At 63.0% G+C, this 18,860-nt stretch carries 16 protein-coding genes; 5 read left to right on the top strand and 11 right to left on the bottom strand.

The genetic code is table 11. The features are described from left to right. Window positions 1–11: 11 nt before the first annotated feature. From JYG36_RS03245 to JYG36_RS03210, 8 genes are all read right to left on the bottom strand, one after another. On the bottom strand, window positions 12–830 hold the full coding sequence (locus JYG36_RS03245) for a phosphoglycolate phosphatase (protein ID WP_045199315.1): 819 nt from the start codon (window positions 828–830) through the stop codon (window positions 12–14). Further along, window positions 827–1,501, bottom strand: a complete 675-nt coding sequence (gene rpe / locus JYG36_RS03240; RefSeq protein ID WP_045199313.1) for a ribulose-phosphate 3-epimerase — start codon at window positions 1,499–1,501, stop codon at window positions 827–829. The genes JYG36_RS03245 and rpe overlap by 4 nt, the downstream gene beginning before the upstream one ends. 132 nt (window positions 1,502–1,633) lie before the next feature. Next, window positions 1,634–2,461, bottom strand: a complete 828-nt coding sequence (locus tag JYG36_RS03235) for an ABC transporter permease (RefSeq protein ID WP_045199311.1) — start codon at window positions 2,459–2,461, stop codon at window positions 1,634–1,636. An 11-nt stretch (window positions 2,462–2,472) separates the two neighbouring features. Beyond that, the gene (locus JYG36_RS03230; protein ID WP_045199309.1) at window positions 2,473–3,720 is read right to left on the bottom strand and encodes an ABC transporter permease; all 1,248 of its coding nucleotides are present in this window, start codon (window positions 3,718–3,720) and stop codon (window positions 2,473–2,475) included. Between the two features lie 64 nt (window positions 3,721–3,784). Next, window positions 3,785–4,816, bottom strand: coding sequence for an ABC transporter substrate-binding protein (locus JYG36_RS03225; RefSeq protein WP_093378974.1), 1,032 nt, complete (start codon window positions 4,814–4,816; stop codon window positions 3,785–3,787). 40 nt (window positions 4,817–4,856) lie between these two features. Continuing rightward, window positions 4,857–5,981 (bottom strand): ABC transporter ATP-binding protein, encoded by a 1,125-nt coding sequence (locus tag JYG36_RS03220; protein WP_038998451.1) that lies wholly within the window; start codon window positions 5,979–5,981, stop codon window positions 4,857–4,859. 259 nt (window positions 5,982–6,240) lie between these two features. Continuing rightward, entirely contained in the window at window positions 6,241–6,870 is a 630-nt protein-coding gene (locus JYG36_RS03215; protein WP_093378971.1) for a response regulator, read from the bottom strand. A 9-nt stretch (window positions 6,871–6,879) separates the two neighbouring features. Beyond that, on the bottom strand, window positions 6,880–9,270 hold the full coding sequence (locus JYG36_RS03210; protein WP_213603100.1) for a PAS domain-containing sensor histidine kinase: 2,391 nt from the start codon (window positions 9,268–9,270) through the stop codon (window positions 6,880–6,882). A gap of 94 nt (window positions 9,271–9,364) precedes the next feature. Here JYG36_RS03210 and JYG36_RS03205 point away from each other — a divergent pair, with 94 nt between their 5' ends. Next, window positions 9,365–10,369, top strand: a complete 1,005-nt coding sequence (locus JYG36_RS03205; protein WP_213603098.1) for an alpha/beta hydrolase family protein — start codon at window positions 9,365–9,367, stop codon at window positions 10,367–10,369. Here the strand turns inward: JYG36_RS03205 and JYG36_RS03200 are convergent. Genes JYG36_RS03200 through JYG36_RS03190 form a run of 3 tightly spaced genes read right to left on the bottom strand, consistent with a single transcriptional unit; the run spans window position 10,366 to window position 12,825 of the window. After that, complete coding sequence (locus tag JYG36_RS03200; RefSeq protein ID WP_213604343.1) at window positions 10,366–11,130, bottom strand: DnaJ domain-containing protein; 765 nt, start codon at window positions 11,128–11,130, stop codon at window positions 10,366–10,368. The genes JYG36_RS03205 and JYG36_RS03200 overlap by 4 nt on opposite strands. A 1-nt stretch (window position 11,131) precedes the next feature. Next, window positions 11,132–11,803, bottom strand: coding sequence for an N-acetylmuramate alpha-1-phosphate uridylyltransferase MurU (gene murU / locus JYG36_RS03195; RefSeq protein WP_213603096.1), 672 nt, complete (start codon window positions 11,801–11,803; stop codon window positions 11,132–11,134). Then, complete coding sequence (locus JYG36_RS03190; RefSeq protein ID WP_213603094.1) at window positions 11,800–12,825, bottom strand: aminoglycoside phosphotransferase family protein; 1,026 nt, start codon at window positions 12,823–12,825, stop codon at window positions 11,800–11,802. Before JYG36_RS03190 ends, murU begins: the two co-directional genes overlap by 4 nt. Before the next feature lie 130 nt (window positions 12,826–12,955). Between JYG36_RS03190 and JYG36_RS03185 the strand changes: the two genes are divergently transcribed. From JYG36_RS03185 to rsmA, 4 genes are read left to right on the top strand one after another with little or no spacing between them, the layout of a single operon-like run. Further along, window positions 12,956–15,766 (top strand): LPS-assembly protein LptD, encoded by a 2,811-nt coding sequence (locus JYG36_RS03185; RefSeq protein WP_093378953.1) that lies wholly within the window; start codon window positions 12,956–12,958, stop codon window positions 15,764–15,766. Further along, window positions 15,747–17,066 carry a peptidylprolyl isomerase gene (locus tag JYG36_RS03180; RefSeq protein WP_045199291.1) on the top strand — a complete coding sequence of 440 codons (1,320 nt, stop codon included), beginning with the start codon at window positions 15,747–15,749 and terminating at the stop codon, window positions 17,064–17,066. The genes JYG36_RS03185 and JYG36_RS03180 overlap by 20 nt, the downstream gene beginning before the upstream one ends. After that, window positions 17,063–18,052: a 4-hydroxythreonine-4-phosphate dehydrogenase PdxA gene (pdxA, locus tag JYG36_RS03175; RefSeq protein WP_045199289.1), complete on the top strand. Its 990-nt coding sequence runs from the start codon at window positions 17,063–17,065 to the stop codon at window positions 18,050–18,052. Before JYG36_RS03180 ends, pdxA begins: the two co-directional genes overlap by 4 nt. After that, entirely contained in the window at window positions 18,049–18,855 is an 807-nt protein-coding gene (gene rsmA, locus JYG36_RS03170) for a 16S rRNA (adenine(1518)-N(6)/adenine(1519)-N(6))-dimethyltransferase RsmA (RefSeq protein ID WP_045199287.1), read from the top strand. The genes pdxA and rsmA overlap by 4 nt, the downstream gene beginning before the upstream one ends. Window positions 18,856–18,860 lie beyond the last annotated feature (5 nt).

Below are 18,860 nucleotides of genomic sequence, written 5' to 3'. Positions count from 1 at the left end.
GCGGATAGCAGTCAGGCGCGCCAACGCCAGCGGGCCAGGGCCTTGATGACTTTCATCCAGAGTTTGCCGATAACCGCCACGATGGAATCTCGATCTGAGGGGGATTGAACGTCCGCCAACGTTATCCCAGTGGCCGGATCTAAGCAACCAGGCAACAGCGCGCGCAGGTCGTCGATGACCAGGCACGGCGCCTCTTCGCTGATCGGCCGGCCATGGTTGTAGCCATAGGTCAGGCCAACGCATTTGACCCCGGCAGCCTTGGCCGCCAGCACGTCGCTGCGCGAGTCGCCAACGAACAGCGCCTGCTCGGGCTCGACGCTGGCCATTTTCATCACGAACAGCAAGGCAGCCGGATCGGGCTTTTTCTGCGGCAGGGTGTCGCCGCCGATGATCCAGCGGAAATAACGGCCGATTTTCATCTGGTCAAGCAAGGGTGCAACGAAGCGCTCGGGCTTGTTGGTGATCAGGGCCATTTCCACGCCCTGCTTGTGCAACCACTTGAGGGTGTCGCGCACGCCGGGGTAGACCACCGTCAGCTCATGGCTTTCGGCGTAGGCCTGCATGAACAGCTCCAGGCCCCGTTCGGCTTCGTCGTCATCCACTGCGCCATGCTCGATGCCACCGGCCAGCGCGCGGCGCACCAGCACCGGCGCACCATTGCCGACCCAGTGGCGTACCGCCTCAAGGCCAGCGGGCGGGCGGCCCATTGCGAGCAGCATGTTATCCACCGCCGCTGCCAGGTCCGGTACCGAATCGATCAGGGTACCGTCCAGATCAAACATCACCAGTTTGGGCAGGGCGCCGGGGAACAGCTGCTCGAAGCCACTCATGGGCGGGCCAGGGCCAGTTCGGCGTGCATCTTGGCAATCACCTCACGGTAGTCCGGGGTGTTGAAGATCGCCGAACCGGCGACGAAGGTGTCGGCGCCAGCAGCAGCGATTTCACGGATGTTGCCGACGTTGACGCCACCGTCGATTTCCAGGCGGATATCACGGCCGCTGGCGTCGATCAGCGCGCGGGCTTCGCGCAGCTTGTCGAGGGTGCCGGGGATGAATTTCTGGCCACCAAAGCCTGGGTTGACGCTCATCAACAGGATCATGTCGACCTTGTCCATCACGTACTTGAGGGTGTCGAGCGGAGTCGCCGGGTTGAATACCAGGCCGGCCTTGCAACCGCCGTCGCGAATCAACTGTAGCGAACGATCGATGTGCAGGGTGGCTTCCGGATGGAAGGTAATGTAGCTGGCGCCGGCTTCGATGAAGTCACCGATAATGCGGTCGACCGGGCTGACCATCAAATGCACGTCGATCGGTGCAGTGATGCCGTACTTGCGCAGGGCGGTGCAGACCATCGGGCCGATGGTCAGGTTGGGCACGTAATGGTTGTCCATTACATCGAAGTGAACGATGTCGGCACCCGCGGCCAGGACGTTGTCGACTTCCTCGCCGAGGCGGGCGAAGTCGGCAGAAAGAATCGAGGGGGCAATAGCGTAGGGCTGCATGGCGCACCTGTAGGCAGAATCACAGTGGCGCGCATTGTACCTCAGGCAAACGCTCAGGGGCTGACCGGTATCAAGGCGGTCGACGGGTGCTCATCGCGGGGCAAGTCGACTCGACTCGCCCCGCGAACGATCTCAACCCGGCTGCTGGGTACGCAGCTTCTCGCTGCGCCCACGCAACCACTCCAGGGTCAGCAACAGCACCACCGAGAAGGCAATCAGCAAGGTTGCGGCGGCGGCGATGGTCGGGCTGAGGTTCTCGCGGATGCCGCTGAACATCTGCCGTGGCAGGGTCGCCTGCTCGGGGCCGGCGAGGAACAGGGTGACCACTACCTCGTCAAAAGACGTGGCAAAAGCGAACAGCGCCCCGGAGATCACCCCCGGCGCAATCAGCGGCAGGGTAACCCGCCGGAAGGTGGTCAGCGGCGAGGCGCCCAGGCTGGCGGCGGCACGCACCAGGTTATGGTTGAAGCCCTGCAGGGTCGCCGAAACGGTGATGATGACGAACGGCACACCCAACACCGCATGCACCAGGATCAACGAGATAAAGCTGTTGCCCATGCCCAGCGGGGCAAAGAACAGGTAGCTGGCCACACCGATGATCACCACCGGCACCACCATGGGCGAAATCACCAGGGCCATGATCAGCGACTTGCCGGGGAAATCACCGCGAGTCAGGCCGATCGAAGCCAGGGTGCCGAAGATCATCGCCAGCACCGTGGCCGCCGGGGCGACGATGATGCTGTTCTTCAGCGCGCGCATCCACTCGGCGGAGGCGAAGAAGTCGTGGTACCACTGCAGCGAAAAGCCCTGCAGCGGGTAGACCAGGAAGCTGCCGGAGTTGAACGACAGCGGAATGATCACCAGCACCGGCAACACCAGGAACAACAGGATCAGCCCGCAAAGGATGCGCAAGCTGTAGAACCAGACCCGCTCGACGGGCGACATGTAGGGGCTCAGCATGACAACGCTCCTCAGCTAAGGCGCAGGCGGCTGGCGCCGACCAGCCAGCTATAGATCAGGTAAAGCAGCACGGTGGCCAGCAACAGCAGGCCGCCCAGCGCGGTCGCCATGCCCCAGTTGATGCTGGTGTTGGTGTAGAAGGCCACGAAGTAGCTGACCATCTGGTCGTTGGGGCTGCCGAGCAGCGCCGGGGTGATGTAGTAGCCGATGGCGAGGATGAATACCAACAGGCAGCCCGCGCCTACGCCGGCGTAGGTTTGCGGGAAGTACACCCGCCAGAAGCTGGCAAACGGATGACAGCCCAGGGATATCGCCGCACGCATGTAGGTCGGCGAAATGCCCTTCATCACGCTGTAGATCGGCAGGATCATGAACGGCAGCAGGATGTGCACCATGGAGATGTACACCCCGGTGCGGTTGAACACCAGTTCCAGCGGTTTGTCGATGATGCCCATGGCCATCAGCGCGCTGTTGATCAGCCCGCCCGATTGCAGCAGCACGATCCAGGCCGCAACCCGCACCAGGATCGAGGTCCAGAACGGCAGCAGCACCAGAATCATCAGCAGGTTGCTCTGCCGGGTCGGCAGGTTGGCCAGCAGGTAGGCCAGCGGATAGGCCAGCACAAGGCAGATGGCGGTGATGACGAAGCCCATCCACAGGGTACGGGTGAAGATGTCCAGGTAAATGGCCTGGTCCGGGGTGGCCTTGGCCAGCTCGCCGAGGTCATCGATACGATGGTCCAGGGCCGCCAGCAGGTAGAACGGGGTGACGCTACTGGTGTTACGGCGGATCGCCTGCCAGTAGGCCGGATCGCCCCAGCGCTCGTCCAGTTCCTGCAGGGCTTCTTTATAGGAAGCCGGCTCGGTCTTGAACGGCAACGCCCGCGCGGTCTTGGCCAGCAGGCTGCGATAGCCGGCCAGCTCCATGTTCAGACGCTTGGAGGTATCGCCCAGGGTCTGGTTCTTGCGTGCTTGCGCGAGGTCTTCGCTTAGCGCCTTATATACCGCCTCCCCTGGCAGGCCCTTGCCGTCCCACTCGGCCACAGCCGTCACAGTCAGCGGCAAGCCGCCGACCACTTCCGGGTTGCCCACGCTCTTGTACAACAGCGCGGCAATCGGCACGAGGAACACCAGCAGCAGAAACAGCGCCAGCGGTGCGATCAGCGCTTGCGCCTTCCAGCGGTTGACCCGCTCGGCACGCTTGAGACGCTGCTTGAGGTTGGAACCGGCGCCTTCATTCAGGGGCACTGCGATGGCCATAGCGAACTCCGAAATCTTGAGAACAAGGAGCGCCGGCGGCAAGCCGGCGCCCCATCAGCAGCCCTTACTTGGCAGCCCAGGCGTTGAAGCGTTGCTCCAGCTGCTCGCTGTTGTCGGCCCAGAACGCCACGTCGATCTGCACCTGGTTGGCGATGTTTTCCGGGGTGGTCGGCATGTCTTTCTTGATCTCGTCGGACAGCAGCGCGACGGCCTTGGAGTTGGCCGGGCCGTAGGCGATGTTCTCGGAGTAGGTCTTCTGCTGTTCAGGCTGGACCGAATAGGCGATGAATTTCTTTGCCTCTTCAACATCCTTGGCGCCTTTGGGGATGGCCCAGGCGTCGAAGTCGTAGATACCGCCGTTCCATACGACTTTCAGGTTGCTCTCTTTTTGCACCGCGGCAATCCGGCCGTTGTAGGCCGAGCTCATGACCACGTCACCCGAGGCCAGGTACTGCGGCGGCTGGGCACCGGCTTCCCACCACTGGATGCTCGGCTTGAGCTCGTCGAGTTTCTTGAAGGCGCGGTCCTGGCCTTCTTTGGTGCCAAGCACCTTGTAGACGTCCTTGGGCGCAACGCCGTCGGCCATCAGGGCAAACTCCAGGGTGTACTTGGCGCCTTTGCGCAGGCCGCGCTTGCCCGGGAACTGCTTGGTGTCCCAGAAGTCGGCCCAGCTGGTCGGCGCGGTCTTCAGTTTGTCGGCGTTGTAGGCCATGACTGTGGACCAGACGAAGAAGCCGACACCGCACGGCTGGATAGCGCCCTTCACATAGTCGCTTTCGTTGCCGAACAGTGCAGGATCGAGCTCTTCGAACATGCCTTCATCACACCCACGGGCCAGCTCCGGCGACTCGACTTCCACCAGGTTCCACGACACGCTCTTGGTGTCGACCATGGCTTTGACCTTGGCCATTTCACCGTTGTACTCGCCAGCGACGATCTTGCCCTTGCCCGCCTTCTCCCATGGCTCGTAGAACGCCTTGACCTGGGCCGCCTTGTTGGCGCCGCCGAAGGAAATCACGGTCAGGTCGGCCGCCATGGCCTGGCTTGCCGCAAACAGGCCCAGGGTCAGGGCGGTCAACTTCAAGTGCTTGAGCATTATTATTCTCTCCACAGAACAGGGTTGGTGAAGCAAACCTTCAATTGGCTTCCAGCAGAGGATCGAGCGCGCGGGCGTGCTCCACCTGCCAGCCAAGCGGTACCACATCGCCCACGGCCAGGGCCGGGTCGAGTTCGGCAATCGGCTGCTTCACGAAGAAATCGGCCTTGCCGCAGACTTCCAGGCGTACCCGCACGTGGTCGCCCAGGTAGATGAATTCGGCCACGCGCCCGGAGAAACGGTTGACGCAGCTTTCGCTGTGGCCGTTGAGGCGCACGCGCTCGGGGCGGATCGACAGGGTTACCGGCTCGCCGGCCTGGCCGACATTGACCGCCAGCGCCTCGACCTTCTCGCCGCGCGGCAGCAATACCTGGCAACGTTCGCCGTCGTGGCTGAGCAGGCGGCCATTGATGCGGTTGTTTTCACCGATGAAGTTGGCGACAAAGGTGTTCTTTGGCTCTTCATACAGGGTGCGCGGGTCGGCGATCTGCTGGATCTCGCCCTGGTGGAATACCGCGACGCGGTCGGACATGGTCAGCGCTTCGCCCTGGTCGTGGGTCACGTAGACCACAGTGACGCCCAGGCGCTGGTGCAGGTGCTTGATCTCCATCTGCATGTGTTCGCGCAGTTGCTTGTCCAGAGCGCCCAGCGGTTCATCCATCAGTACCAGCTGCGGCTCGAACACCAGCGCCCGGGCCAAAGCCACCCGTTGCTGCTGGCCACCGGAAAGCTGGCCGGGGTAACGCTGGGCGAAAGCGTCGAGCTGGACCATGTTGAGCACGCGCTTGACCCGTTCGCTGATGTCGGTCTTGCTCAGGTTGCGCACGCTCAAAGGGAAGGCCAGGTTCTCGGCAACGGTCATGTGCGGAAACAGCGCGTAGTTCTGGAACACCATGCCGATGTCGCGCTTGTGCGGCGGCACGTTGTTAATGGAACGGCCAGCCAGCTGGATCTCGCCTGCAGTCGGCGTTTCGAAGCCGGCGAGCATCATCAGGCTGGTGGTTTTGCCGGAACCGGACGGGCCGAGCAAGGTGAGAAACTCACCCTTGCGGATATCCAGGTTGAGGTCTTTGACGATCAGCGATTCGCCGTCGTAGCTCTTCTGCACACCACGGAAGCTGACCAGCACTTCGCCGGTTGCAGCGCTCGAATTCACCTCACTCATACCCGCACCTTTTTGTTGGATGACTGCTGTATCCAAAGCCTAGTGAAGGCGGCAAGCGGCGCAAATCGGCGGTGGAGAGAGATTGATATCAGCAGGATGGAAGGCTTGGGGTAGGGATTGCCCTACAAGAGTGGCGTTTTTGGATATGTGCATGGCAGGTTCAATGCTATCGCGGGTCAAGCCCGCTCCTACAGATCCCTACTTTGTGGGAGCGGGCTTGACCCGCGATGAGCTCAGCGCAATGTCGCTTCTGGAACACTCACAACAGCTTGTGCTCCATCGCGTACTTCACCAGCTCCGCCAGCGAGGTGACGTTGAGCTTCTGCATCAGCCGCGCCTTGTGGGTGCTGATGGTCTTGTTGCTCAGCGCCAGTTGCTGGGCAATATCGTTGACGTTAGCGCCCTGGGCCAGGCGCTCGAACACCGAGAATTCGCGCTCAGACAGCAATGAATGCAGCGGCCGGGCATCGGTGAGGCCGACCTCGAAGACCATGCGGTCAGCCAGGTCCGGGTCGATGTAACGCCCGCCACCGGCGACCCGACGAATCGCGGTGAGCAGCAACGCCGGATCGCTGTCCTTGGTGGCGTAGCCGGCAGCGCCGACTTTCAGCGCCCGCGCTGCCATCTGCGCTTCGTCGTGCATCGACAGCACCAGGATCGCCGGTGGGTTGTTCAAGGCGCGAATCCGCGGGATCGCCTCCAGGCCATTGACCCCGGGCATGGAAATATCCAGCAGCACCACCTCACACTCGGTATGGCGCAAGGTTTCCAGCAGCTGTTCGCCATTGCCGGCCTCCCCCGCTACCTGCATGTCCTTGGCCAGGCCGATCAACTGCTTGATGCCTTCACGGACAATGGTGTGGTCTTCGGCAACCAGTACTCGAATCACGCAATGCTCCTAATCCAGGGGGATGGCCACGCTCAGGCTGGTGCCCTCGCCCGGCTCGCTTTCCAGGGCCATGCTGCCACCGAGCATCAGCACCCGCTCACGCATACCGACTAGGCCAAAGGACGTTGGCCGACTTTGCTCAAGGACAAACCCTACGCCATCATCGATCACCGTCAGGCGCAGGGTCTGGCCATCGAGACTCAGGCTGATCTGCACAGTATGCGCCTGGGCATGGCGCATGACATTGGTCAGCGCCTCTTGCAGGATGCGGAACAGGCCAATGGCCTTGGCATCACTCAAGGGTGGCAGATTCTCCGGTACCTGCACCAGGCAGGGGATCTGCGTGCGCGCCTCGAAACGCCGGGCCTGCCACTCGATGGCCGAAGCAATGCCGGCATCGAGGATCGGCGGGCGCAAGGCGGTGGCCACATCGCGCACCAGCTGGAACAGCTGGGCGATCAGGCGCTTCATGCTGCCCAGGCGCTCGTTGAGGCCGGGGTCCAGTTCGGCGTAGGCCAGTTCGCACATGGATGTTTCAAGCTTGAGCACCGTGAGCATCTGTCCCAGCTCATCGTGCACTTCCCGGGCAATACGGGCTTTTTCTTCCTCGCGAACGCTTTCCAGGTGCGCCGACAGTTCGCGCAGTTGCTCCTGTGAACGGGCCAGCTCGAGCTCGACGCGCTTGCTCTGGCTGATGTCCCAGACCACTCCGTCCCAGACCACCCGGCCATCCACCAGGGTGCGGGTACTGGCCTTGATGTCGGCCCAGCGCTGCTCGCCCTGGCGGGTCAGGATCCGCCCTTGCCAGGACCAGTCGCTGTCAGTGGCCAGGGCCAGGTCCTGGACCCGGTGGTAATCGGCGCGGTCGTCAGGGTGCACCAGGTTGCGCAGGCCCATGTCCGGATGCTGCAACGCCGCAGGCGCATAGCCCACCAGGGCTTCACTGCCTTCACTGATGTAGGGGAACTCCAGCTCGCCTTCGGCCGGGTTGCGTTCAAGGCGAAACACCAGGCCGGGTACGTTGCCGGCAATACCCTTGAGCCGTGCCTCGCTCTCGCGCAGCGCCGCCAGGGCGCGCCTGCGTTCGGTGACATCGGCAAGAAACACCACCAGGTATTCGGCATCACGAAAGCGCAGAAAGCTCAGCGACACATCCACCGGCAGCAGGCTGCGATCGGCACGCAGGCACCGGGTTTCAAAATGCTGCGGGGCTTCATCGCTGGCACGGGCACGCTTCCACAGATCGAGCCAGCGGTCCATGTGCAGGTTCGGCTCGAAATCAATCAGCGGCCGATCGATCAGCGCCCCCGAGGGGTATCCGAGCATGCTTTCGGCGGCCCGGTTGGCATAGCGCACATGGCTGTCCCAGTTGACCCAGAGAATGCCCACGGTGCTCTGGTCGATGGAAAACTGGCTCAGGCGCAAGGCTTCTTCGCGGGCCTGGCGCTGGGCCAGGGTGTCGCGGGTGGCCAATAAACTGTGCTCGAGCTGCTGTAGTTGCCGACGCTGCCAAATGACGATGGCCACGCAACTGAACAGCAGCGCCGCCAGCAACAGACCCAGGTTCTGCCAAAAGCCCGGGGATTCGCTCAGGCGCGGGTATTTAGGCTCCAGCCAGCGCTGGTGGAGTTGCTCCAGGTCCTTGGCCGGAACGGCCTGCAGGCCGCGCTCAAGAATCTCGGCCAGCTCCGGCCAGTCCCGGCGCGAGCCGACCCGCAGCAACTGCGGCAGGCCGATATCACCGACCACCACCAGCTCGCTGAATTCACTTTCCCGAGACAGACGGCTCAACTGCGCTTCATCTACCACGGCAAACCGCGCCTGTTCGCTGAGCACCAGCTGCAACGCCTGGCGCTCCTGAGGCACGCCTTGCAGGTTGAGGTTGGTGTAGGTGGCACGCAGGTAGTCGGCGACAGTGCTGGGCATGCGCACGGCGACCCGATCGGTACTGGCGAGCTTCTCCAGATCAACCGCCACCGCGCCAGTACGCGGGCCGACAATCAATTGCGGCACGCGCATGTAGGGATCGCTGAACAACCATAGGCGCAGGCTGGCAGGTGTCTGGGTCAGACCTGGGGCCAGATCGACTTCGCCGGCCTGCAGCGCATGCTCAAGGGCAGCCTGATCGGTAAAGTTGCGCCAGGTAAGGTCCAGCCCCAGCGAACGGCCAAGCCAGTTCATCAGCTCGACGTTGACCCCATAGAGCTGCTGCAGGCGCCGGTCGAACTGGGCAAAAGGTGCCTGCAGCACCAGCCCGACGCGCAGGCTGCGGTGTTGCTCAAGCCATTGCTGCTGGGCCGGCTCCAGCACAACCTGCGCAGGCGCGGAAGGCGACGCCGCCCAAGTGATCAAGGGCAGGCAAAAACAGCCGATAAGCAACAGGCAGCGCAAAAGCTTCATCTGCACTCTCATCAAGGGTAGGACGGCCACCGAGCATGGCCGTCCCGAGCAAATACTATTAGGCTGCCGGTATTAATCTGGCCTGGATCGATCCATGTTCGCACTTTATCGCACGACGCTGCCGGCGTTATGCCTGTCACTGATACTACCTTGTACCGCACAAGCAGCCGCTGGCGAAACGCCAGAAGCGGCTGCCGACAGCAAACCTGCCGCAGTCGAACGCCAACCGCTGGCCGAACGCAGCCAGGAAGACGCCCAGGCCCTGGAACGCCAGGTTCCTGCAGCCGAACAGCAAACCCTGCAGGCTGGCAGCGACAGCTTCCTGGCCCTGTGGAAACCGGCCAACACTGCCGAACCCGAAGGCGCCCTGATCATTCTTGCCGGTGCTGGCGAAAATGCCGACTGGCCGAAAACCGTCGGCCCGCTGCGGCGCAAGTTTCCCGATGCCGGTTGGCACAGCCTGAGCCTGGCCCAGCCGGATTTGCTTGCCAGCGCCCCGCAGGCGCGCGTCGAAGTGCCCCCGGCAGTGGAAAAAAAGGCCGAGCCAGGCGAAAGCGCACCGGCCAAGGACACCCCGGCCAATGCCAACGCCAGTATCGAGCAAGCCACGGCAGCCGAAAGCGAGAACAGCGAAAGTATCGAACAAGCGAAGGCGCCGGTCGACGATGACAAGGCCGATGCCGAACGCATCTTCGCCCGCCTCGATGCGGCCGTTGCTTATGCCCAGCAACAGAATGCCCGCAGCATTGTCCTACTCGGTAACGGCAGCGGCGCCTACTGGGCAGCGCGTTACTTGAGCGAACGGCAACCGGCCCAGGTGCAGAAGCTGGTAATGGTCGCCGCGCAGACGCCAGCCCAGGCCGAACAGAGCCTGGACAGCCTGGCGCCGAACCTCAAGGTAGCCACCGCAGACTTCTTCTACGCCACCCTGCCCCAGGCCAGGCGCGCCGCCGAGCAGCGCCTGCAAGCCAGTAAACGCTTGAAGGACGCCAACTACCGCCAGGTCAGCCTGACCGCCATGCCAGGCAACAGCGCGGCGGAACAGGAGCAATTGTTCCGCCGCATCCGCGGCTGGCTCAGCCCGGAAAAACTCGACTAGAAGCCACGGCGTTTACGGATGACGGCGTAGGCCTGATGCAGTTCACGGGTTCGTTCGGTGGCCTCGCGAACCTGCGCGGGGCTTGCGCCATTGCCCACCAGCTTGTCCGGATGATGACGGCTGAGCAGGCGCCGGTAGGCTTGTTTGATCTGCCCGGCTTCGCTGTCGGCGCTGACCCCAAGCATGCGCAAGGCTTGTGGATAACCCAGCGTGCCATCGGCCAGTGCGGCCTTTTGCGGCTCATAGTCCAGCGCCAGGGCCTGGACCTTGGCTGCCGACCAGCCAAGGGCCTGGCCCCACGCCAGCAGCAGCTCGCGTTCATGCCGGCCAGCCTGGCCATCAGCCCAGACCATGCGCCAGCATGCGCGCAACATGCCTTCGGCGGCATGCGGCTGTTGCTTGAGGCGGCGCAGATGAACACCCAGGCGCTCCTTGCCAGCCTTGCCACGATTGAACGCGGCAATGGCGCGGCGCCTGGCCGGTTCAGTCATTTCCAGGCGCTGCATCTCCACCCGGGCCTGCTGGATATGGCCATCGACCACCCGTCCGTCGCTCTTGGCCAGGCGCCCAAGCAGGACGAACAGCACCTCGTCGTCACGCAGCACCGGCCGCCCACCCAGGCGTTCACGCAGATGCGCCCAACTGTGCAACTGCAAACGGCGGTCCATCGCCTGGCCCAGCAACGCCCCCAGCAACGCCCCGGGAATACTGGCGATGGCGAAGCCTGCTCCGGCACCTATCACTGTGCTCGGCCACAACATGTCAGCGGCGCTCAGCGAGCAGTTGCTCGACTTCGGCCAGCCGCTCCAGGGTGCCGACATCCACCCAGTGTCCGCTGAAATGCTCACCACTGACCTGCCCGGCCGTCATCGCCTGGCGCAGCAGCGGCGCCAGCTTGAAGGCGCCGGCCTGGCAGTCGGCAAACAGCTCCGGGGCGAGCACGGCGATTCCGCTGTAGGTCAGGGTGTCGGCATCGGCGTTGGCATCGCTGACCTGGCCTTTATCCAGACAGAAGTCACCCTTGCCATGATGACCAGGGTTATCCACCAGCACCAGGTGGGCCAGGCCGTCGAGGTGCTTCGGCAAGCCGGCGAAGTCGTACTCGGTCCAGATATCGCCATTGACCAGCACAAAAGGCTCATCGCCCAGCAACGGCAGGGCCTTGAAGATGCCGCCGCCGGTCTCCAGCGGCTCGCCTTCGGGTGAGTAACTGATGTTCAGGCCCCAGAGCGAACCATCGCCCAGGTGATCTTCGATCTGCTGCCCGAGCCAGGCGTGATTGATTACCACATCCTTGAGGCCGGCCGCTGCCAACGCACGCAGGTGGTACTCGATCAGCGGCATACCGGCCACCGGCACCAACGGCTTGGGGGTGTGCAGGGTCAGCGGGCGCATGCGCTCGCCTTTGCCTGCAGCAAGAATCATCGCTTTCATGGACGCGCTCCGGCTGCGGCCTGCAGGCTCTCGATCAGCTCATCGAGTTCGGCCAGCTCCGGCCTGCGCGCGATCACTTCATCTATATAGGCAAAGAAGCGCGGTACATCGGCCAGGTAACGCGGCTTGCCGTCGCGGTGGCAGATGCGCGCGAAGATGCCGATGACCTTGAGGTGACGCTGCACGCCCATCAGGTCGCTGGCGCGGTGGAAGTCCTCGAAATCGGCCTGCACCGGGATGCCCTTGGCCTGGGCGCGCTGCCAGTAATCCTTCAGCCAGCCCTGCACGCGTGCCTGCGGCCAGCTCAGGAAGGCATCCTTGAACAGGCAGGTGATGTCATAGGTGACCGGCCCGTACACCGCGTCCTGGAAATCCAGCACGCCGGGGTTCGGCTCGCTGTCCATCAGGTTGCGTGGCATATAATCGCGGTGCACCAGCACCTTTGGCTGAGCCAGGGCGCTGTCGATCAACAGGCTGCTGATACGCTGCCAGGCGGCCAGTTGCGCATCGGTAAAGCCCAGGCCCAGTTCACGGCCGACGTACCACTCGGGGAACAACTCAAGCTCGCGGCGCAACAGGGCCACGTCGTAGCTTGGCAGCGGCGCGTTCATCGGCAACTGCTGGAAGGCTAGCAGCGCATCAATGGCGTCGTTGAACAGGCCATCGGCGTTCTCGGCGTTGATCACATCGAGGTAGGTCTGGGTGCCCAGGTCGCTGAGCAACAGGAAACCACGTTCAAGGTCCTGGGCATGAACGACCGGAACATTGACCTCGGCCGTGGCCAGCAAGTGGGCAATATCAACGAATGGCCGGCAGTTTTCCTGCGGCGGTGGCGCATCCATGACAATAAAGCTGTGGCCTTCGGCCTGCCAGCGGAAGTAGCGGCGAAAGCTCGCATCGCTGCTGGCGGCGGTCAGGCTACCCGCGGGAACCGTGCCCCAGCCCTGTTTATGGAACAGATTTGCCAGCTGCTCGGCGAGCCAGACATTCAGGTGTTGCAAGCGTACATCGTGATCGGGCATTACAAGGGTCTCCGACGGCCCTAGCCGTCAAGCGGGTCATGCTTTATTATCCAGCATCTTTTTCAGACCATCGAGAGGCGTGCGGCCCCACACGCGGGCAGATGGCACGCAGGAAGCCCGGACTAATAAGATGGCATTGAAATCCCCCGCGTTTCGTAAAAAATTCCCGTTGCTGGTCACCGGCGGTTTGCTGGCGATGCAACCTCTGGCCACCCCATACGTGGTTGCCGCAGAGCAGTTCGACTGCCAAGTGTCTGCTGCCGGAGGCTGGGACTGCAAGCCCAAAACCCCTGCCGCCGCACTGCCGCCGCGCCCGGTGCACGCCGGAGCGGCCGCCAGCTCGTCCGGTGAAACGCCAGCCGGCTCCGGCGAGGTCGCCCAGGAGCAGGCTCAAGGTCCGGTGCTGGTCACCGAAGCCAAAGGCCGCGTGCTGAAATCCCGTAGCCCCGATGCCAGCCACCTGGATTGGGTCCCTCGTGACCAGCTCACCCCAGCCCAGCTCGCCGAAACCGGGCCTTACTGCGCCGGTGCCTACATCGAGCCGACCCGTCCGGGCATGACCGACACCACGCCCAAAGACGAGTCGCCGACCTTCATCGGTGCCAAGGTTTCGCGCTACCAGCAGGAGCAGCAGATCGCCACCCTCGCCGGTGACGTGGTCATGCGCCAGGGCAGCATGCAGGTCGAGGCCGACGAGGCCAACCTGTACCAGGCCGAGAACCGTGGTGAGCTGAGCGGCAATGTGAAGATTCGCGACAACGGTTCGCTGGTGGTCGGCGATCACGCCGACATCCAGCTCGACACCGGTGAAGCCAAGGTCGATAACGCCGAATACGTGATGCACAAATCGCGCATCCGCGGCAGCGCCCTGTACGCCAAGCGTGCTGAAAACGCCATCATCCGCCTCAAGGATGGTACCTACACCACCTGTGAGCCGAACAGCAACGCCTGGCAGCTCAAGGGCAACAACATTACCCTGAACCCGGCCACCGGCTTCGGTACCGCGACCAACGTCACCCTGCGGGTCAAGGATTTCCCGGTGTTCTACACACCGTACATCTACTTCCCGATCGATGACCGCCGCCAGTCCGGTTTCCTGCCGCCGTCGTTCAGCACCAGCAGCGATACCGGCTTCATGCTGGTCACGCCGTACTATTTCAACCTGGCGCCAAACTACGACGCCACCTTGTATCCACGCTACATGGCCAAGCGCGGCATGTTGATGGAAGGCGAGTTCCGCTACCTGACCAAGTCCAGCGAAGGACAGTTCGGTGGTGCTTACCTGAATGACAAGGATGATGACCGCAAGCTGCAGACGGACTACAAAGATCAGCGCTGGATGGTCAACTGGCAGCACAAGGGCGGCCTCGACGAGCGCCTGATGACTGAAGTCGACTACACCGACTTCAGCGACCCGTTCTACTTCCAGGACCTGGAATCGGATCAGATCGGTGTCGAAAGCCGGGACTTCGTCAATCAGCAAGGTGCGTTGACCTATCGCGGTGATACCTACACCGCGCGGCTGAACGTGCAGGCTTTCGAGCTGGCGACCATTTCGCAGATCACCCCGTATGACCGCCTGCCGCAGGTCACTTTCAACGGCATGCTGCCTTACCACCCGGGCGGGATGAACTTCACCTACGAATCCGAGGCTGTACGCTTCGAGCGTGATCTGAAGAACGGCACTGTCTTCGACAAGGACGGCAAGCTCGATACCAGCGTTCGCGCTGACGGTGGCCGCATCGACCAGAACATCACCGGCCTGGCCCGAGCCAACGGTACTCGCCTGCACCTGGCGCCGACCATCAGCCTGCCGATGGAAGCAAGCTATGGTTATGTACGGCCATCGCTGAAGTACGCCTACACCCACTACGACCTTGACCTCGACAGTCAGGGCAAGGCCCAGGCGCCAGGCCAGCCGCGCGAATTCGGCCGGTTCAACTCTTCGCAGGATCGCGATGTTCCGATCGTCAGCGTCGACAGCGGGCTGTACTTCGACCGCAGCACCCAGTGGTTCGGCAAGAACTACACCCAGACCCTGGAACCACGTCTGTACTACCTGTACGTCCCGTACAAGAACCAGATGGACATCCCGGTCTTCGATACCAGCGAGTACACCTTCAACTACGCCTCGCTGTTTCGCGACAACCGTTTCAGTGGCAACGACCGTATCGGCGACGAGAACAAGCTGTCGCTGGGCGTGACCAACCGCTGGATCGAAGAGAACGGCTTTGAACGTCAGCGCCTTAGCGTTGGCCAGGCCCTGTACTTCAAGGACCGCAAGGTTCAGTTGCCTGGCATTGCCTACAAGGACCGTCAGGACGCACAGTCGGATGTTTCCCCGTACGCACTGGAATACGAATACCGCTTCAACCGCGACTGGCGCTTCAATTCCGATTTCAACTGGGATCCGGACAGCCGCAGCACCCGTTCGGGCAGCGCGATGTTCCATTACCAGCCTGAAGACAACGTCAACAAGGTGGTCAACCTCGGTTACCGCTACCGCAACGACATGGTCATCTACAACAGCGCCACTGGTCGCTGGCAGGTAGGTGGTGGCGACTATGGCCAGCCGGGTGACGCGAACTACATCAAGGACTACTACAAGATCCAGCAGCATGACTTCTCGGTCATGTGGCCGATCGTTCCGCAGTGGACCGCGATCGCGCGCTGGCAGCATGACTACAACCGCAACCGCACGCTGGAAGCCTTCGGTGGTTTCGAATATGACAACTGCTGCTGGAAGCTGCGTCTGATCAACCGTTACTGGATCGATTACGACGATTACAGCCAGGCAATTCCGCAAAACGAAAAAGGCGACCACGGCGTCTTCCTGCAGATTGTGCTGAAAGGCCTCGGCGGCGTAGTGGGCAACAAGGTCGAGTCGTTCCTCGACCAGGGCATTCAAGGTTATCGTACTCGTGAAGACCAAGCTTACTGATTGTCTGCGCCCGCTGTTGCTGGGCGCAGTATTGCTGACCGGCACGGCGCACGCCGCCGTGCAACCCCTGGACAGCGTTGTGGCCATCGTCGACAACGACGTGGTGATGAAAAGCCAGCTGGACAGCCGCGTACGCGAAGTCCAGCAGACCATCGCCAAGCGTGGCGGCCAGGTGCCGCCCGCCGGTGTCCTGGACCAACAGGTGCTCGAGCGCCTGATCGTCGAGAACCTGCAACTGCAGATCGGCGATCGCTCGGGCATCCGCATCACCGACGAAGAACTGAACCAGGCCATCGGCACCATTGCCCAGCGCAATGGCATGAACCTGGAGCAGTTCCGCGCCGCTTTGGCCCACGACGGCCTGTCGTACGAAGATGCCCGCGAGCAGGTTCGACGCGAGATGATCATCAGCCGCGTGCGTCAGCGCCGGGTTGCCGAGCGCATCCAGGTCTCGGAGCAGGAAGTGAAAAACTTCCTCGCCTCGGAGCAAGGCCAGATGCAACTGTCGGAAGAATGGCGCCTGGCCAATATCCTGATCCCGACCCCGGAAAGCGCCAACTCGGCGCAGATCCAGGCGGCCGCGCAAAAGGCTGGTGAGGTCTACTCGCGCCTGAAAAGCGGTGCCGACTTCGGCCAGATGGCAATCGCCAGCTCCGCCAGCGAAAACGCCCTGGAAGGCGGCGAAATGGGCTGGCGTAAAGCCGGTCAACTGCCGCCGGAGCTCGCCAAGCTGCTCAGCAGCCTGAGCGTTGGTGACGTGACTCAGCCACTGCGTATTCCTACCGGTTTCCTCATCATCAAGATGCAGGAAAAACGCGGCGGCGGTGGTGCCACCATGCGCGACGAAGTGCATGTCCGCCACATCCTGATCAAGCCAAGCGAGATTCGCAGCGAAGCGGCGACCAAGGAACTGGCGCAACGGCTGTATGACCGCATCCAGAACGGCGAAGATTTCGCCACGCTGGCCAAGAGCTTCTCCGAAGACCCTGGCTCGGCACTCAATGGCGGCGACCTCAACTGGATCGATCCAAGCGCCCTGGTACCGGAGTTCCGCGAAGAAATGGCCAACGCCCAACAGGGCCAGGTGACCAAGCCATTCAAGACCCAGTATGGCTGGCACGTGCTCGAAGTGCTGGGCCGCCGCGCCACCGACAGCACCGAACAGGCCCGCGAGCAACAAGCGATGAACGTACTGCGCAACCGCAAGTACGATGAAGAACTGCAGACCTGGCTGCGTCAGATCCGTGACGAAGCCTACGTCGAAATCAAGCTTCCTGGCGCCGATCAGGCCGCGCAGTGAAACCGCAGCGCTTCGCCCTCACACCCGGCGAGCCGGCCGGCATAGGTCCTGACCTGTGCCTGCTGCTCGCCACGCAAGCCCAGCCGCACCCCCTGATTGCCATTACCAGCCGTGACCTGCTCGCCGAGCGGGCCACGCAGCTGGGCGTGGCCGTCACGCTGCTGCCGGTGAGCCTCGACGCCCTCCCCGACCAGCCCGCTCCGGCAGGCAGCCTGTATGTCTGGGACACGCCGCTGCAAAACCCGGTGGTTGCCGGCCAGCTGGACAAAGCCAACGCCGCATTCGTCCTGCAAACCCTCACCCGCGCCGGGCAAGGCTGCCTGGACGGGCATTTCGCCGGGATGATCACCGCACCGGTGCACAAGGGCGTGATCAACGAAAGCGGTATCGCCTTTTCCGGGCACACCGAGTTTCTCGCCGACCTGACCAACACCGCGCAAGTGGTGATGATGCTGGCGACCCGCGGCCTGCGCGTGGCCCTGGTGACCACGCACCTGCCGCTGCGCGAGGTTGCCGACGCCATCACCAGCGAGCGCCTGGAGCGCGTCACGCGGATCCTGCATGCTGACCTGCAACACAAGTTCGGCATAGCCAACCCGCGCATCCTGGTCTGCGGCCTCAACCCGCATGCCGGCGAGGGTGGTCACCTGGGCCACGAAGAAATAGACACCATCGAACCGACATTGGCGCGCCTGCGCAGCGAAGGCATGGACCTTCGCGGCCCGTTGCCCGCCGACACCCTGTTTACCCCCAAATATCTGGAGCACTGCGACGCAGTGCTGGCGATGTACCACGACCAGGGCCTGCCCGTGCTCAAGTACAAAGGCTTCGGCGCTGCGGTCAACGTGACCCTGGGCCTGCCGATCATCCGCACCTCGGTCGACCACGGCACCGCCCTGGACCTGGCCGGCAGCGGCAAGATCGACACCGGCAGCCTGCAGGTCGCCCTGGAAACCGCCTACCAGATGGCCGAGACCCGAAAATGACCGAGCAATACCAACACAAGGCGCGCAAGCGCTTTGGCCAGAACTTCCTGCACGACGCCGGGGTCATCGACCGCATCCTGCGCTCGATCCACGCCAAGGCCGGCGAGCGCATGCTGGAAATCGGCCCGGGCCAGGGCGCCCTGACCTCCGGCCTGCTGGCCAGCGGCGCGCAGCTGGACGTGGTCGAGCTGGACAAAGACCTGGTACCGATCCTCAACCAGCAGTTCGCTAACCGCGACAACTTTCGCCTGCACCAGGGCGATGCACTGAAGTTCGACTTCACCACCCTCGGCGCTGCCCCCCACAGCCTGCGCGTGGTCGGCAACCTGCCGTATAACATCTCGACGCCACTGATCTTCCACCTGCTGGCCAACGCCGAGCTGATCCGCGACATGCATTTCATGCTGCAGAAGGAAGTGGTCGAGCGCCTGGCCGCAGGCCCTGGCGGTGGTGACTGGGGCCGTCTGTCGATCATGGTGCAGTACCACTGCCGGGTCGAACACCTGTTCAACGTCGGTCCCGGCGCGTTCAACCCGCCGCCCAAGGTCGATTCAGCGATCGTGCGCCTGGTGCCACACGAAACCCTGCCGTTCCCGGCCAAGGACCATCGCCTGCTCGAACGCATCGTTCGCGAAGCCTTCAACCAGCGCCGCAAAACCCTGCGCAACACCCTCAAGGCCCTGCTCAGCAGCGACGCCATTGAAGCTGCCGGCGTCGATGGCAGCCTGCGCCCCGAGCAACTCGACCTCGCCGCCTTCGTGCGCCTGGCCGACAAGCTGGCCGAGCAACAGGGCGCCGCGTAACCTGC

The organism is Pseudomonas sp. SORT22, assembly GCF_018417635.1.
GTDB lineage: Bacteria > Pseudomonadota > Gammaproteobacteria > Pseudomonadales > Pseudomonadaceae > Aquipseudomonas.
This window is presented reverse-complemented; position numbering and strand designations above follow the sequence as displayed.